The sequence below is a fragment of the Pseudomonas sp. SIMBA_067 genome, assembly GCF_046534675.1.
Classification (GTDB): Bacteria; Pseudomonadota; Gammaproteobacteria; order Pseudomonadales; family Pseudomonadaceae; genus Aquipseudomonas; species Aquipseudomonas putida.
In genome coordinates this window covers 102,769-116,594 of sequence record NZ_JAWRYH010000016.1, presented here as the reverse complement: position 1 = coordinate 116,594, position 13,826 = coordinate 102,769, and the positions used below count along the sequence as shown (strand labels likewise).

The window sequence follows — 13,826 nt, the reverse complement described above, 5'->3', positions numbered from 1 at the left end:
TCTTGCTCTTGCTCTTGCTCTTGCTCTTGCTCTTGCTCTTGCTCTTGCTCTTGCTCTTGCTCTTGCTCTTGCTCTTGCTCTTGATCTTGATCTTCGCGACTTCAGGAGGCCGAACGCAGGCCTTGCGGAGGGAGGTGACGGGCATGGATGCCCGTCAAGCGCTGGGCCCCAGGATGGGGCCTGCAGCGCGGTCCTCCCGGGAGCGAGGCCGGAGTGAGGGAACCCCGGAGCGCAGCGCAGGGGCCGGATGATCGGAGCGCAGCGTTTTTTGGTTACTTTTTGTCGCGTTTGACAAAAAGTGACTCGCCGTAAGGGCGAAAAGGTGAGTAAGCGTCGCCATCACAAATGGACTGTTCGCTGAACCAAAACAGCCAGATCCGCTTTTTAGCTTCTTGCGAGATGGGCCTCAACACAGTGTAGACATTCGTTCGCGCAGGTGGCGCTGAGTCACCTTTCCGCCCTTCCGGCGGGTTACTTTGGTCTTGGCCAAAGTAACCAAAGCCGTCCGCTCCCATCATCCGGCCCCTGCGCTACGCTCCGGGGTCCCCTCGCTCCGGGCTTGCTCCCGGGAGGACCGCGCTGCAGGCCCCATCCTGGGGCCCAGCGCTTGACGGGCATCCATGCCCGTCACCTCCCTTCGCAAGCCCTGCGCTCGGCCTCCTGAAGTCGCAATCTGCGTCGCCTGAGCTACCGCGCGCTTAGAAGCAAAAACCGAAGCAAGAGCTACAGCCGGAGCGCGAACAGCGCGCTGGGCTCAGCGCGGTTTCAGATCGAGCCGGCGCAGGTGGCAAGTCACTTCCTCGCGGTCGTGGTACAGCTGCTTGCAGGCAATCGATACCCTGATCTTGCGCGCCTTGAACGTCGCCTCCATGCGGTCGAGCAGCCGGCGTACTTCGGCATAGCGCTGCTTCATCGGCAGCTTCAGGTTGACCACTGCCTCGCGGCACAGTCCCTCGCCCAGCCAGGTTTCGATCAGCGAGGTGGTGCGCGCCGGCTTCTCGACGATATCGCACACCATCCAGTCCACCGGCTGCTTCGGCTGCCAGGTAAAACCGTCAGCCATCAAGTGCTGAACCAGGCCGGTGTCCATCAGGCTTTCGGCCATCGGGCCGTTGTCGATGGCGGTCACCAGCATGCCCCGGCGCACTAGCTGGTAAGTCCAGCCACCCGGCGAAGCGCCCAGATCAACGCCGGTCATGTCATCGCCCAGGCGCTGCTCCCACTGCTCGCGCGGGATGAACTGATGCCACGCTTCTTCCAGCTTGAGGGTCGAGCGGCTGGGTGCCTCGCGGGGGAATTTCAGGCGCGGAATGCCCATGGGCCACAGGGCACTGTTGTTGGCCGGCGCAACACCGGCGAACACCCGCCGGCCGCTGATGAAGGTGAGCAGCAGGCGTGGGCGGCTGGCGTCGTCAACCAGGCGGCCGGCCTTCTCCAGCGCCTTGCGCAGCGGCACTTCGAACTTGCGGCAAAAGGTAGACAATTCCTTGCCTTCGTTACTGTCCAGCACTTCCAGCCACAGGCTGCCGAACACAGGCAAGTCGGCCAGCTCCGCCAGCAGCACACTGATGCGGTCAGTTTCCGGCAGTTCGACATAACCGCCCCGGGCCCACTGGCGCGGGAAAATCAGCTCGTTGAAACGCAGCGCCCCCATCAGCCGCTCGGCGCCGCCTTCTTCGGTACAGACAAACTCGGCGCTGGCACTGTGCGGCTTGCCTTTGGCATAGCCAGCAATACCCAGACGGGCGGCATGTTCGCTGATTTCGGCGCACACCTCGCCCTCGAAACCGGGCCGGCAATGCATGAACAGGGTATTCATCTCTCACTCCACTACGGCTGGCGCGCAACAGGCGCCGGCAGGGCGGCGATAATAAAGGAAGTTCGGAACCTGCGACACGCCCCGCCGGTCCAGAAAAGGGTCAGGGGCCGCAAACCGGTCTAACCTGACCACTCAGCCAGGTCCGTACCGTGCGGATCGAAACAGAGCGGTGACACCGGCAGACCTTGAGTATTTGCCGGGCACCGGCGCAGAAGGAGTTGGCAATGCCCTCGCTCGACAGCCTGAACACCCTCAAGACCCTCCAGGTCGGCAACCAGACCTATCACTATTTCAGCCTTACCGAGGCCGCCCGCCAGTTGGGCGACCTGCAACGCCTACCCATGTCGCTGAAGGTGCTGCTGGAAAACCTGCTGCGCTGGGAGGACGGCCACACCGTCACCGGCGATGACTTGCGCGCCATTGCCCAATGGTTAAGCGAGCGGCGCTCCGACCGCGAGATCCAATACCGCCCGGCGCGCGTGCTGATGCAGGACTTCACCGGCGTGCCGGCCGTGGTCGACCTGGCCGCCATGCGCGCAGCCATGGCCAAGGCCGGCGGCGACCCGCAGCGGATCAACCCCTTGTCACCGGTAGACCTGGTGATCGACCACTCGGTAATGGTCGACCATTACGGCACGCCGCAGGCCTTCGGCGAGAACGTGGATATCGAAATGCAGCGCAATGGCGAGCGCTATGCCTTCCTGCGCTGGGGCCAGAGCGCCTTCGACAACTTCCGCGTAGTGCCGCCGGGCACCGGCATCTGCCACCAGGTCAACCTGGAATACCTGGGCCGCACGGTGTGGACCCGTGAAGCCGATGGCCGCACCTACGCCTTCCCCGACACCCTGGTCGGTACCGACTCGCACACCACCATGATCAATGGCCTGGGCGTGCTCGGCTGGGGTGTCGGTGGCATCGAGGCAGAGGCGGCCATGCTCGGCCAACCCGTGTCGATGCTGATTCCCGAGGTGATCGGCTTCAAACTGACCGGCAAGCTGCGCGAGGGCATCACCGCCACCGACCTGGTGCTGACGGTAACGCAGATGCTGCGCAAGAAAGGTGTGGTGGGCAAGTTCGTCGAGTTCTATGGCGACGGCCTGGCCGAGCTGCCGCTGGCAGACCGTGCGACCATCGCCAACATGGCACCGGAGTATGGCGCCACCTGTGGCTTCTTCCCGGTTGACGAGGTTACCCTGGACTACCTGCGCCTGTCGGGCCGACCGGACGCGACTGTGCAACTGGTCGAGCAGTACTGCAAGGCCCAGGGCCTGTGGCGCCTGCCGGGGCAGGAGCCGTTGTTCAGCGACAGCCTGGAACTGGACATGCACGAGGTCGAAGCAAGCCTGGCCGGGCCCAAGCGGCCGCAGGACCGCGTGGCGCTGGGCCAGGTCAGCCAGGCCTTTGACCATTTCATCGAACTGCAGCCCAAGCCGCTGGCCAAGGAAGTCGGCCGCCTGGAAAGCGAGGGCGGCGGCGGTGTAGCGGTGGGCAACGCCGACCAGGCTGGCGAGATCGACTACAGCCATGGAGGCCAGACTCACACCCTGCGCGATGGCGCGGTGGTGATTGCCGCAATCACCTCCTGCACCAACACTTCCAACCCCAGTGTGATGATGGCGGCCGGGCTGGTGGCGAAAAAGGCCCTGGAAAAAGGCTTGCAACGCAAACCCTGGGTCAAGAGCTCGCTGGCGCCGGGCTCCAAGGTCGTCACCGACTACTTCGAGGCAGCGGGGCTCACCCCTTACCTCGATCAACTGGGCTTCGACCTGGTCGGCTATGGCTGCACCACCTGCATCGGCAACTCCGGCCCGCTGGACGAAGCGATCGAGAAAGCCATCGGCAGCGCCGACCTCACCGTGGCCTCGGTGCTGTCGGGCAACCGCAACTTCGAAGGCCGCGTGCACCCGCTGGTCAAGACCAACTGGCTGGCCTCGCCGCCGCTGGTGGTGGCCTACGCCCTGGCGGGCAGCGTGCGGGTAGACCTGACCCGCGATTCACTGGGTACGGGCAAGGATGGGCAGCCGGTGTACCTGCGCGATATCTGGCCCACCCAACAGGAAATCGCCGACGCAGTGGCCAAGGTCGATACGGCGATGTTCCACAAGGAATACGCCGAAGTGTTTACCGGCGATGAGCAGTGGCAGGCGATCGAGGTACCACAGGCTGCCACCTACGTGTGGCAGGCTGATTCTACCTATATCCAGCATCCGCCGTTCTTCGACGACATCGGCGGACCGCCGCCACACCTTGCCGACATCCACGGTGCGCGGGTACTGGCGCTGCTGGGCGACTCGGTGACCACCGACCATATCTCCCCTGCCGGCAACATCAAGGCCGACAGCCCTGCCGGGCGCTATCTGCGCGAGAAGGGCGTGGAGCCCCGCGACTTCAACTCCTATGGCTCGCGGCGTGGCAACCATGAAGTGATGATGCGCGGTACCTTTGCCAACATCCGTATCCGCAACGAAATGCTGGGGGGTGAGGAAGGTGGCAATACCCTTCACGTGCCAAGCGGCGAGAAGTTGTCGATCTACGATGCGGCCATGCGCTACCAGCAGGAAGGCACCCCGCTGGTGGTGATCGCCGGCCAGGAATATGGCACCGGCTCCAGCCGCGACTGGGCGGCCAAGGGCACCAACCTGCTGGGGGTCAAGGCGGTGCTGGCGGAAAGCTTCGAGCGCATTCACCGCTCCAACCTGGTGGGCATGGGCGTGCTGCCGCTGCAGTTCAAGGCCGGCCACGACCGCAAGCAGCTGGTGCTGACCGGCAAGGAGCGGATCGACGTGCTGGGCTTGAGCGGTGCACAGATCCGCCCAGGCATGAGCCTGCCGTTGCGCATTACCCGCGAAGATGGGCAGCAGGAACAGATCGAGGTGCTGTGCCGGATCGATACCTTGAATGAGGTGGAGTACTTCAAAGCCGGCGGAATTCTGCACTACGTGTTGCGACAGATGATCGCCGGCTGAGGCTGGGAGGTACGGCTGGAGATAGACCGAGCGCCGCGCGGGTGGCGCTCGATTCTCAGGCGCCATAGCGGCAACGACAACCCCAACCCAGCCACATTAAATAATCATTCAATAAAACCAGTGGCTTGCCGATACCTGTCCAAAGCCCTGCGGACTATCACCCCATGCGTAACAACCAGCCGATTACCCAGAGAGAACGGACTTTCCCTGCCCAGCAGCGGTTGATCTCCACCACCAACGCCAAGGGCGTGATCACGTACTGTAACGATGCCTTCATCGACATCAGTGGTTTCACCCGCGAAGAGTTGACCGGCGCGCCGCATAACCTGGTACGCCACCCCGACGTGCCGCCTGCCGTGTTTGCCCATATGTGGCAAACCCTGAAGCAGGGCCAGCCGTGGATGGGCATCGTCAAGAACCGCTGCAAGTCCGGCGACCACTACTGGGTCAACGCCTACGTCACACCGATTTACGACAATAACCAGGTTGTCGGTTTCGAGTCGGTGCGGGTCAAGCCAACCGCTGAGCAGATTCGCCGCGCCGAAGCACTGTACCAGCGCATCAACCAGGGTAAGCCAGCGGTACCTCGCAGGGACAAGTGGCTGCCGGTGCTGCAGGACTGGTTGCCTTTCATCCTGATCAGCCAGGTGGGCTTCCTGATCGGCAACTGGCTGGGCCATTCCTGGGGCTTTGCCCTGGCTGCCGCGCTATCCGTACCCCTGGGCCTGCTGGGCTTGAGCTGGCAGCAGCGCGGCCTCAAGCGCCTATTGCGCCTGGCCGAACAGACCACCTCCGACCCGCTGATCGCGCAGATGTTCACCGATAGCCGTGGCGTACAGGCGCGCCTGGAAATGGCCATGCTCAGCCAGGATGCCCGCATGAAAACCTGCCTGACCCGCCTGCAGGACAGTGCCGAACACCTCAGCGACCAGGCGCGCCAGTCCGACGCCCTGGCGCACAAGAGTTCCTCGGGGCTGGAGCGCCAGCGGGTGGAGACCGAGCAGGTCGCCGCCGCCGTCAACCAGATGGCCGCCACCACACAGGAAGTGGCCAACCACGTTCAGCGCACCGCCGATGCCACCCAGGAAGCCAACCGCCTGACCAGCCAGGGCCGGCAGATTGCCGGGGAGACCCGCGAGGCCATCGAGCGCCTGTCGGCAGCGGTGGGCGAAACCGGCCAGACGGTCACCCAACTGGCCAAGGACAGCGACGAGATTGGTGGCGTGGTCGATGTGATCAAGGGCATTGCCGACCAGACCAACCTGCTGGCACTGAATGCGGCCATCGAAGCGGCGCGTGCCGGTGAAATGGGCCGTGGCTTTGCCGTGGTGGCTGACGAAGTACGCCAGTTGGCCCAGCGTACTGCCGAGTCCACCGGGCAGATCCACGGCCTGATTGCCAAGCTGCAACAAACCGCCAGCAACGCCGTGCTGACCATGGAAACCGGCCACCGCCAGGCGCAGGAAGGCGTCGACCGTGTGATGCAGGCTGACGAGGCACTGGTGGGGATCAGCGAAGCGGTGGCCAACATCACCGACATGGCCACCCAGATTGCCGCCGCTACCGAAGAGCAGACTGCAGTGGCCGACGAAATCAGCCGCAACATCAGCACCATTGCCGAACTGGCCGACCAAACCGCCGAACAGGCGCAGCATTCGGCACTGCTGAGCGAGGAGCTGACCAGCACGGCGGGTAGCCAGTATTCACTGGTGGAGCGGTTCAACCGCTAATGCTCGCGACCCGGCACTCCACCGCTGTGGGTGGCACCGGCTCAGCCGGTGTTCGCGGCTGAAGCCGTTCCCACAGGAACCTAGTGACCTTGGAGCCTGCGACGTACCTGTGGGAGCGGGCATGCCCGCGAAGAAACCAACGCGGTGGATGGCACCGGCCCGGCCGGTGTTCGCGGGCATGCCCGCTCCCACAAGGGCCGCGTATGCCTGCGGTCTGTGTTACCAGTCCAGACGCAGGCGGCTCTCGAAATAGCGCTCTTCGCCGCTCAACGGGTCCTCGAAACGCAAGCTCTGCGCCAGCAGTTTCAGCGGCCGCTGGTAGTCATCCGCTGCATCAAGCAGCTGCGGATAGAACGGGTCATTGCAGATCCCCGCCCCCAAGGCTGCCATGTGCACGCGCAGCTGATGGGTCTTGCCGGTCACTGGCGACAGCCCATAGCGCCACAGCTCACCGTTCTTCTCCAGCACCTCGGCCAGGGTTTCGCTGTTGGCCTCCCCTGCTACTTCGTGCATTCGGAAAAACGGCTCACCATGCACCAGGCGGCTTTTGTGCACCAGTGGAAATGCATGCTGCGGCATAGCCGCCGCAATGGCCTGGTAGCGCTTGTCGATGCGCCGTTCAGGGAACAGGCGCTGGTAGGCGCTGCGGCTGTGCGGGTTGGCAGAAAACAGCACAAGCCCGGCGGTGTGCCGGTCAATGCGGTGCAGCGGCACCAGGTGCGGGTTATCCAGGCGACGGATCAGGCGGCGCAGCAAGGTCTGCTCAACGTACTCACCGGTTGGCGTCACCGGCAGGAAATGCGGTTTGTCTGCCACCACCAGGTGTTCGTCCGCGTGCAGTACCACCTCCTGCACCGGGATCGGCCGCTCGTTCGGCACTTCGCGGAAGTAGTGCAAACGCATGCCACGCTTGTAGGGTAACTCGGCGGCAACCGCCCGGCCCTCGGCATCCAGCACCCTGCCACGGGCAAAACGGTCGAGCCACTGGGCGCGGTCGATGGCCTTGAAATGGTCGCACAGGCAATCGAGCACCGTCGCCCAGTTACCGGGGGGCAGGCACACCGTACTGGCTTGCTGGCGGGCGGGGTCGAAGGGCGCGGTCATGGCAGGGCTCGAAACGTTCACGGCCGCGCATTATCGCCCAAGCCCGCGCCCTCAACCAGCCTGGACTATCGCCTCGCTGCGTTCCTTCAGCCAGCGCAGCACCTGCACCGGCTCCCAACGGCTGGGGTCGTAAAGGGCATAGAGCAACCCTTGGTAACCCACCACATCCAGCCCGCGGTGGTAACCGGCACGCTGGAACAAGGCCTCGATTTCGGCGAAGCAGGTATTGAAGTGCACTTTACCGAACGGCGTGCGGTCGTCGGTCACCAGGCCTTCGAGGCGCAGTTCCAGAACGGCGTCAGCCACCCGATCCACGGGCATGCGGTTGACGCTGTACTTGAGTTGCTCGACGTTGAGCATGGCTTTACCTCGATACTGTATTTATATACAGCATACGAACATCCCCTTGCCGCCGTCAATGCGCTTCATTGCAGCCCCGCCAGGCAGCCACTTCCTTTGCGCATGGTCAAAACCTGCCGACGCGGCGTGCCCCGGGCCACCGACAGATGCACCCACCTGTCGAACTCCAGGATGAGTTGATCGAACGGCACGGCGCTTTCGCTGATCCTGCGTACGGTTTCCCGAGGGCTGACTTCAATTACCGTGAAGTCCGCCGCCAGGCCTTGTACATGCTGGCTGTTCGTGGCACCGCCGATCAACCGGTTGACCCTCTCGGTGCGAAAACCGCTGCTGATGATGATTGGCGCGCCGAACAGTGCGCGCACCTGCTCCAGCGCACCACACAACAACTGCAGGTTGGCCCTGGCTTCAGGGGGCGGGGTGTTATCGAATCCGTCCCTGGCGGCGAGCTGGGAAACGGTCATTTCATCGAACGTGAAATGTGGGGTGATCAACATGGCGAACTATTCCGATGATGAGGGAGGTAACGGCGCCAGAGTGCGCCGGCACCTGATCATCAGCTCGCGTCACAGATCATGGAGCAGGGTTGCGACTCCTCTGCGGCCTTCATTGCCCAAGGAACGCCACCACCTGTTCGGCATCGAACGGCCAGTGCAGCTCGGCGGCATTGTCGCAGCGTCGCAACACCGGAATGATCAGGCCGTAACGCTCGAACAAGGGCTCGCTCTCGGCAATGTCGACCAGCTCCACCAGCAGGCCATGATCGACGAAAGGCATCAGCACAGCTTCGGCCACTTCACACAGGTGGCAGCCGAGGGTGCCGAACAGTTGGCATTCAGGCAGCATGGGCAGGTCCCGGTTTGGCATGCAGAGAAACCTATTCTAGGTCTGTCGCGCCCGTCATGCACCTGACCTGGCTCAATCCTGGCTGGTGGCGCCGATACGGTGCAGCGACAAGTCCGCGCCCTGGAACTCCTGCTCATGGCTCAAGCGCAGCCCATGCAGCGCGCGGATTGCGCCATAGACGGCAAAGCCGCCGACCAATGCCACCACCACGCCCATCAGGCTGCCCAGCAACTGGCTGATCAGGCTGACACCGCCCATGCCCCCCAGTGCCGCCTGGCCAAAGACGCCGCAGGCAATGCCACCCCACACGCCGCACAGGCCATGCAGTGGCCACACGCCCAGCACGTCGTCGATCTTCCAGCGGTTCTGCGCTGCGGTGAAGGTCCAGACGAACAACGCGCCGGCCACCAGGCCGGTGGCCAGTGCGCCAATCGGGTGCATCAGGTCGGAGCCGGCGCAGATCGCTACCAGGCCGGCCAACGGCCCGTTGTGCAGAAAGCCTGGGTCGTTGCGCCCGGCCAGCAAGGCCGACAGGGTGCCACCGACCATGGCCATGAGCGAGTTGATCGCTACCAGCCCGCTCACCCCCTGCAACGTCTGGGCACTCATCACGTTGAAGCCGAACCAGCCGATGATCAGAATCCACGAGCCCAACGCCAGGAAGGGAATGCTCGACGGCGCAAACGCCACCAACCGGCCCTCGCGGTAACGTCCACGGCGCGCGCCCAGTAGCAGCACCGCCGCCAGGGCCAGCCAGCCGCCCATGGCATGCACCACCACCGACCCTGCAAAATCGTGGAAAGGCGCGCCGAAACGGGCCTGCAACCAGGTTTGCAGCCCCAGGTTGCCATTCCACACCACGCCCTCGAAGAACGGGTAGACAAACGCCACGATCAACGCCGTGGCACACAGTTGCGGCGCAAAGCGCGCCCGCTCGGCGATGCCCCCGGAGATGATCGCCGGGATCGCCGCAGCGAAGGTCAGCAGAAAGAAGCACTTGACCAGCGCATAGCCATGGTCGACCGCCAGCGCCGCTGCCGGCTGGAAGAAATTGACGCCATAGGCTATCCAGTAACCGATGAAGAAATACACCAGTGCCGAAATGGCAAAGTCGCTGAGGATCTTCGACAAGGCGTTGACCTGGTTCTTGTGGCGCACCGTGCCCACTTCGAGGAACGCGAAGCCGGCATGCATGGCCAGCACCAGAATGGCGCCCATGAGAATGAACAGGGTATTGGAACCGTGGACCAGGGAGTCCATCGCGCTGTGCATGTTTTCCATGAAATAGGCAGACCTGCTGAAAAAGGCACCAGGACAGTTCAAGAACCTGCATCCCTGCACCGAATCGGTGCCAGCCCCCTGCCCTGTTTCGGTGACCGGGTCGGAGCCTGCGTGGTATTTTCTTGGGTTTGTCGAGGATTGGGTTAAGGTTTATCGGTACCCGCTGCGCTAGCGCCCTGAATCGGCGCAACAGCTGCCAGCGACGCCCCGCAACGTGGCAATGCCTTAGCAAGGCCCATACCAGCACCGGCACTTGAACCTTCCGCGCGTGCTATTACTCGAATTACCATCACTCATCGACAGGGAGAGGCCCATGGCCAGCAAATCGGCAAAGACTGCACAAGAGATTCTGATGGCTGACTTCCAGGCTTTGGTACGCGACACCGAGCGGCTGCTGGCAGACACTGCCAACCTGGCCGGCGACCAGGCCGACGAATTGCGCGAACAGATTCACGACCGCCTGACCCAGGCTCGCGAAACCCTGCAACTGACCCAGGACTCTGTCCGCGAACGCGGCCAAGCCGCGCTGGGCAGCGCCGAGCAGTACGTGCAGGAAAACCCGTGGCAGGCAATCGGCATCGCGGCCGGTGTCGGCCTGTTGATCGGCCTGCTGGCCAACCGGCGCTAAGGGGTTCCCATGGAGAATGACGCCAACGGCGCCAGCGCCTCGGGCAAGCGCCTGGGCGCCGCAGCGCTGGGGCTGCTGCACAGCCATATCGAACTGTTCGGCATCGAGTTGCAGGAGCAAAAGGGCCGCACCTTGAGCCTGCTGCTGTTCGCAGGCCTCGCCCTGGTGTTTGCCCTGTTGCTGCTGACGGCCCTTTCCGGGTTGCTGCTGGTGCTGCTGTGGGACAGTTATCGCCTGGCCGGCATCATCGGCCTGTGCGTGTTCTATGGCCTTGCCGCGCTGTACTGCGGCTTGCGCCTGAAGGCTGCGGTGTTCGACGAATCGTCGCCCTTCGGGGCCACCCTTGACGAACTCGCCAAGGACCGGGAGCGCCTGTTGCCATGAGCCTGCCACAACTGCCAAACACCCGTAACCCGCGCGAACTGCGCAAAGCACTGCTGCGCCTGCGCATGGAGATGCACCGCCAGGAAATTCGCCATGAGTCCGGCCAACTGATGGAACCGCTGCGCCGCGTGCGCGGCATGGGCAGCTCGCTGCATGAAGGGCTGGGGATCAAGCATGCGCCTTTGTGGGGGATTGGCGCTGTGGTGGCGCTGGGTTTCCTCACCGGCAAGGGCGTGCGCAGCGGTAACCTGGCGCGGCTGGTGCGCCTGGGCAGCAGCCTGCTGCCGCTGGTGCGCCTGTACCTGCAAGGCAACCGCCGCCCCTGAACACTGCACGTTCCTTTGCAGGAGCGGCCTTGTGCTGCGAAGAGACCGGCCCGGCGACACACGTGTATCGATCAAACGGGCCTCTTCGCAGCACAAGGCTGCTCCTACAGGATATGCTGCTTCCTTCGATCCACAGGAGAATGCGCCTTGGACTGGCACACCCTGCTCACCCGTGAACGCCTGGGCAAAGCCCTCTACAGCGCCGATGAACTCGGGCGCAGCCCTTTCCACAAAGACCATGACCGCATCATCTTCTCCGGCGCCTTTCGCCGCCTCGGGCGCAAGACCCAAGTGCACCCGGTTACCAGCAACGACCATATCCATACGCGTCTCACCCACTCGCTGGAAGTCAGCTGCGTAGGTCGCTCGCTCGGCATGCGCGTCGGCGAAACCCTGCGCGACAACCTGCCCGACTGGTGCGCCCCCAGCGACCTGGGGATGATCGTGCAGTCAGCCTGCCTGGCCCACGACATCGGCAACCCGCCATTCGGCCACTCCGGCGAGGACGCCATCCGCCACTGGTTCCAGCAGGCCGCCGGGCGTGGGTGGCTGGATGACATGAGCGACGACGAGCGGGCTGATTTCCTGAATTTCGAGGGCAATGCCCAAGGCTTTCGCGTACTCACCCAGCTGGAGTACCACCAGTTCGACGGCGGTACGCGGCTGACCTACGCCACCCTCGGCACTTACCTCAAGTACCCCTGGAGCGCGCGCCACGCCGACGCCCTGGGCTACAAGAAGCACAAGTTCGGCAGCTACCAGAGCGAACTGCCCCTGCTCGAGCAGATCACCCGCAAGCTCGGCATGCCGCAACTGGAAGAGCAACGCTGGGCGCGCCACCCGCTGGTGTACCTGATGGAGGCCGCCGATGACATCTGCTATGCGCTGATCGACCTGGAAGACGGCCTGGAAATGGAGTTGCTGGAATACGCCGAAGTCGAAACGCTGCTGCTTGACCTGGTCGGCGAAGACCTGCCAGAAACTTACCGCCAGCTCGGCCCACGCGATTCCCGCCGGCGCAAGCTGGCGATTCTGCGTGGCAAGGCCATCGAGCACCTGACCAACGCCGCCGCCCACGCGTTCGTCGAGCAGCAGCAGGCATTGCTGGCCGGGCACCTGGCGGGCGACCTGGTCGAGCACATGCACGGCCCGGCCAAGCGCTGCGTGCTGCAGGCCAAGGACATGGCGCGCAACAAGATCTTCCAGGACAAGCGCAAGACCCTGCACGAAATCGGCGCCTACACCACCCTGGAGATTCTGCTCAACACCTTTTGTGGCGCAGCGCTCGAACAGCACGGCGGGCGCACCCCCTCGTTCAAGAGCCGCCGGGTGCTGGACCTGATCGGCAACAATGCCCCGGATCCGCATGCCTCGCTGCACAGCGCCTTCCTGCGCATGATCGACTTCATCGCCGGGATGACCGACAGCTATGCCAGCGAAATGGCCCGGGAAATGACCGGGCGCTCCAGCCCCACCTGAATCACGCCGGTGCAGCCACGGCCCCTCAGCCAGTGCTGCACCGCGTACTGCAGGAAACTTCCTACATATACTGGCAGCAAGTTAAACAGTACGAATAAAAGCCCATGAAAAGTTACCAAAGACGCTTTGACATTGGGTCAAACACAAAAATTTCGTAGCCCGTTTTGTTTTATCTTGTAAGCCATTTCCCATAAGGAGCGAATCGCCCTCCCTCGCATGCCCGATGACTTCCAACTGCGATAAGGTGCCGGTTGTCCCCCTCAATCGCCCGCAGGGAAGTTGAACATGCATTCCATATTTATTGTCGACGATCATCCTGTCATCCGCCTGGCCGTCCGTATGTTGCTGGAAAACCAGAATTACAAGATCGTCGGCGAGTCGGACAATGGCGTGGACGCCATGCAGATGATTCGTGAAGCCGCGCCCGACCTGGTCATCCTCGACATCAGCATCCCCAAGCTAGACGGGCTGGAGGTACTTTCCCGCTTCCAGGCCATGGCCCTGCCATTGAAGGTTCTGGTATTGACCGCCCAGTCTCCCGCATTGTTTGCCGTGCGTTGCATGCACTCCGGCGCCGCAGGCTATGTGTGCAAGCAGGAAGACCTGAGCGAACTGCTCAGTGCTATCAAGGCGGTACTGGCCGGCTACAACTATTTCCCCAGCCAGGCAATAAAACACAACCAGACAACCGATACCGAGCTGCAACTTTTCCGCCAGGTAAATGACCGCGAACTGATGGTACTGCAACTCTTCGCCCAAGGCCGCAGCAACAAGGAAATTGCCAAGGGCATGTTCCTCAGCAGCAAGACTGTCAGCACCTACAAGAAGCGCCTCATGCACAAACTTCAGGTCAGTACACTGGTTGACCTGATCGAAATAGCCAAACGCAACGCGCTGGTCTGA

13 protein-coding genes are annotated in these 13,826 nt (G+C 63.1%); 7 read left to right on the top strand and 6 right to left on the bottom strand.

What is annotated here, in order from left to right; translation table 11 throughout:
- Positions 1–754: 754 nt before the first annotated feature.
- A complete protein-coding gene (gene rlmM / locus SB765_RS25990) occupies positions 755–1,819 on the bottom strand; it encodes a 23S rRNA (cytidine(2498)-2'-O)-methyltransferase RlmM (protein ID WP_016500765.1) in 1,065 nt (354 codons plus the stop codon).
- Between the two features lie 224 nt (positions 1,820–2,043).
- Between rlmM and acnA the strand changes: the two genes are divergently transcribed.
- Together acnA and SB765_RS25980 are read left to right on the top strand one after the other, a co-directional pair.
- Positions 2,044–4,785: an aconitate hydratase AcnA gene (gene acnA / locus SB765_RS25985; RefSeq protein WP_410932148.1), complete on the top strand. Its 2,742-nt coding sequence runs from the start codon at positions 2,044–2,046 to the stop codon at positions 4,783–4,785.
- A gap of 164 nt (positions 4,786–4,949) precedes the next feature.
- Positions 4,950–6,515: a PAS domain-containing methyl-accepting chemotaxis protein gene (locus SB765_RS25980; protein ID WP_341798030.1), complete on the top strand. Its 1,566-nt coding sequence runs from the start codon at positions 4,950–4,952 to the stop codon at positions 6,513–6,515.
- A gap of 219 nt (positions 6,516–6,734) precedes the next feature.
- Here the strand turns inward: SB765_RS25980 and SB765_RS25975 are convergent, their stop codons facing one another.
- From SB765_RS25975 to SB765_RS25955, 5 genes are all read right to left on the bottom strand, one after another.
- Positions 6,735–7,619: a pseudouridine synthase gene (locus SB765_RS25975; RefSeq protein WP_341798029.1), complete on the bottom strand. Its 885-nt coding sequence runs from the start codon at positions 7,617–7,619 to the stop codon at positions 6,735–6,737.
- Between the two features lie 51 nt (positions 7,620–7,670).
- Positions 7,671–7,979, bottom strand: coding sequence for a transcriptional regulator (locus tag SB765_RS25970; protein WP_258655900.1), 309 nt, complete (start codon positions 7,977–7,979; stop codon positions 7,671–7,673).
- A gap of 65 nt (positions 7,980–8,044) precedes the next feature.
- Positions 8,045–8,476 carry a D-Ala-D-Ala carboxypeptidase family metallohydrolase gene (locus tag SB765_RS25965; protein ID WP_410932147.1) on the bottom strand — a complete coding sequence of 144 codons (432 nt, stop codon included), beginning with the start codon at positions 8,474–8,476 and terminating at the stop codon, positions 8,045–8,047.
- Positions 8,477–8,585: 109 nt separating this feature from the next.
- Positions 8,586–8,825, bottom strand: a complete 240-nt coding sequence (locus tag SB765_RS25960) for a glutaredoxin family protein (protein ID WP_019473185.1) — start codon at positions 8,823–8,825, stop codon at positions 8,586–8,588.
- A 72-nt stretch (positions 8,826–8,897) separates the two neighbouring features.
- Positions 8,898–10,106, bottom strand: coding sequence for an ammonium transporter (locus tag SB765_RS25955; protein ID WP_341798027.1), 1,209 nt, complete (start codon positions 10,104–10,106; stop codon positions 8,898–8,900).
- 313 nt (positions 10,107–10,419) lie between these two features.
- Here SB765_RS25955 and SB765_RS25950 point away from each other — a divergent pair, with 313 nt between their 5' ends.
- From SB765_RS25950 to SB765_RS25930, 5 genes are all read left to right on the top strand, one after another.
- A complete protein-coding gene (locus tag SB765_RS25950; protein WP_016500773.1) occupies positions 10,420–10,734 on the top strand; it encodes a YqjD family protein in 315 nt (104 codons plus the stop codon).
- A 9-nt stretch (positions 10,735–10,743) separates the two neighbouring features.
- Positions 10,744–11,118, top strand: a complete 375-nt coding sequence (locus tag SB765_RS25945; protein WP_016500774.1) for a phage holin family protein — start codon at positions 10,744–10,746, stop codon at positions 11,116–11,118.
- On the top strand, positions 11,115–11,444 hold the full coding sequence (locus SB765_RS25940) for a hypothetical protein (protein WP_016500775.1): 330 nt from the start codon (positions 11,115–11,117) through the stop codon (positions 11,442–11,444). The genes SB765_RS25945 and SB765_RS25940 overlap by 4 nt, the downstream gene beginning before the upstream one ends.
- 147 nt (positions 11,445–11,591) lie before the next feature.
- Entirely contained in the window at positions 11,592–12,923 is a 1,332-nt protein-coding gene (locus tag SB765_RS25935; protein ID WP_059395422.1) for a deoxyguanosinetriphosphate triphosphohydrolase, read from the top strand.
- 285 nt (positions 12,924–13,208) lie between these two features.
- Positions 13,209–13,826, top strand: a complete 618-nt coding sequence (locus SB765_RS25930) for a response regulator transcription factor (RefSeq protein WP_016500777.1) — start codon at positions 13,209–13,211, stop codon at positions 13,824–13,826.

Bases quoted from the DNA above. Each gene is read 5' to 3' on its own strand.
- rlmM (WP_016500765.1), bottom strand. From the start codon at position 1,819: ATGAATACCCTGTTCATGCATTGCCGGCCCGGTTTCGAGGGCGAGGTG.
- acnA (WP_410932148.1), top strand. From the start codon at position 2,044: ATGCCCTCGCTCGACAGCCTGAACACCCTCAAGACCCTCCAGGTCGGC.
- SB765_RS25980 (WP_341798030.1), top strand. From the start codon at position 4,950: ATGCGTAACAACCAGCCGATTACCCAGAGAGAACGGACTTTCCCTGCC.
- SB765_RS25975 (WP_341798029.1), bottom strand. From the start codon at position 7,619: ATGACCGCGCCCTTCGACCCCGCCCGCCAGCAAGCCAGTACGGTGTGC.
- SB765_RS25970 (WP_258655900.1), bottom strand. From the start codon at position 7,979: ATGCTCAACGTCGAGCAACTCAAGTACAGCGTCAACCGCATGCCCGTG.
- SB765_RS25965 (WP_410932147.1), bottom strand. From the start codon at position 8,476: ATGTTGATCACCCCACATTTCACGTTCGATGAAATGACCGTTTCCCAG.
- SB765_RS25960 (WP_019473185.1), bottom strand. From the start codon at position 8,825: ATGCTGCCTGAATGCCAACTGTTCGGCACCCTCGGCTGCCACCTGTGT.
- SB765_RS25955 (WP_341798027.1), bottom strand. From the start codon at position 10,106: ATGGAAAACATGCACAGCGCGATGGACTCCCTGGTCCACGGTTCCAAT.
- SB765_RS25950 (WP_016500773.1), top strand. From the start codon at position 10,420: ATGGCCAGCAAATCGGCAAAGACTGCACAAGAGATTCTGATGGCTGAC.
- SB765_RS25945 (WP_016500774.1), top strand. From the start codon at position 10,744: ATGGAGAATGACGCCAACGGCGCCAGCGCCTCGGGCAAGCGCCTGGGC.
- SB765_RS25940 (WP_016500775.1), top strand. From the start codon at position 11,115: ATGAGCCTGCCACAACTGCCAAACACCCGTAACCCGCGCGAACTGCGC.
- SB765_RS25930 (WP_016500777.1), top strand. From the start codon at position 13,209: ATGCATTCCATATTTATTGTCGACGATCATCCTGTCATCCGCCTGGCC.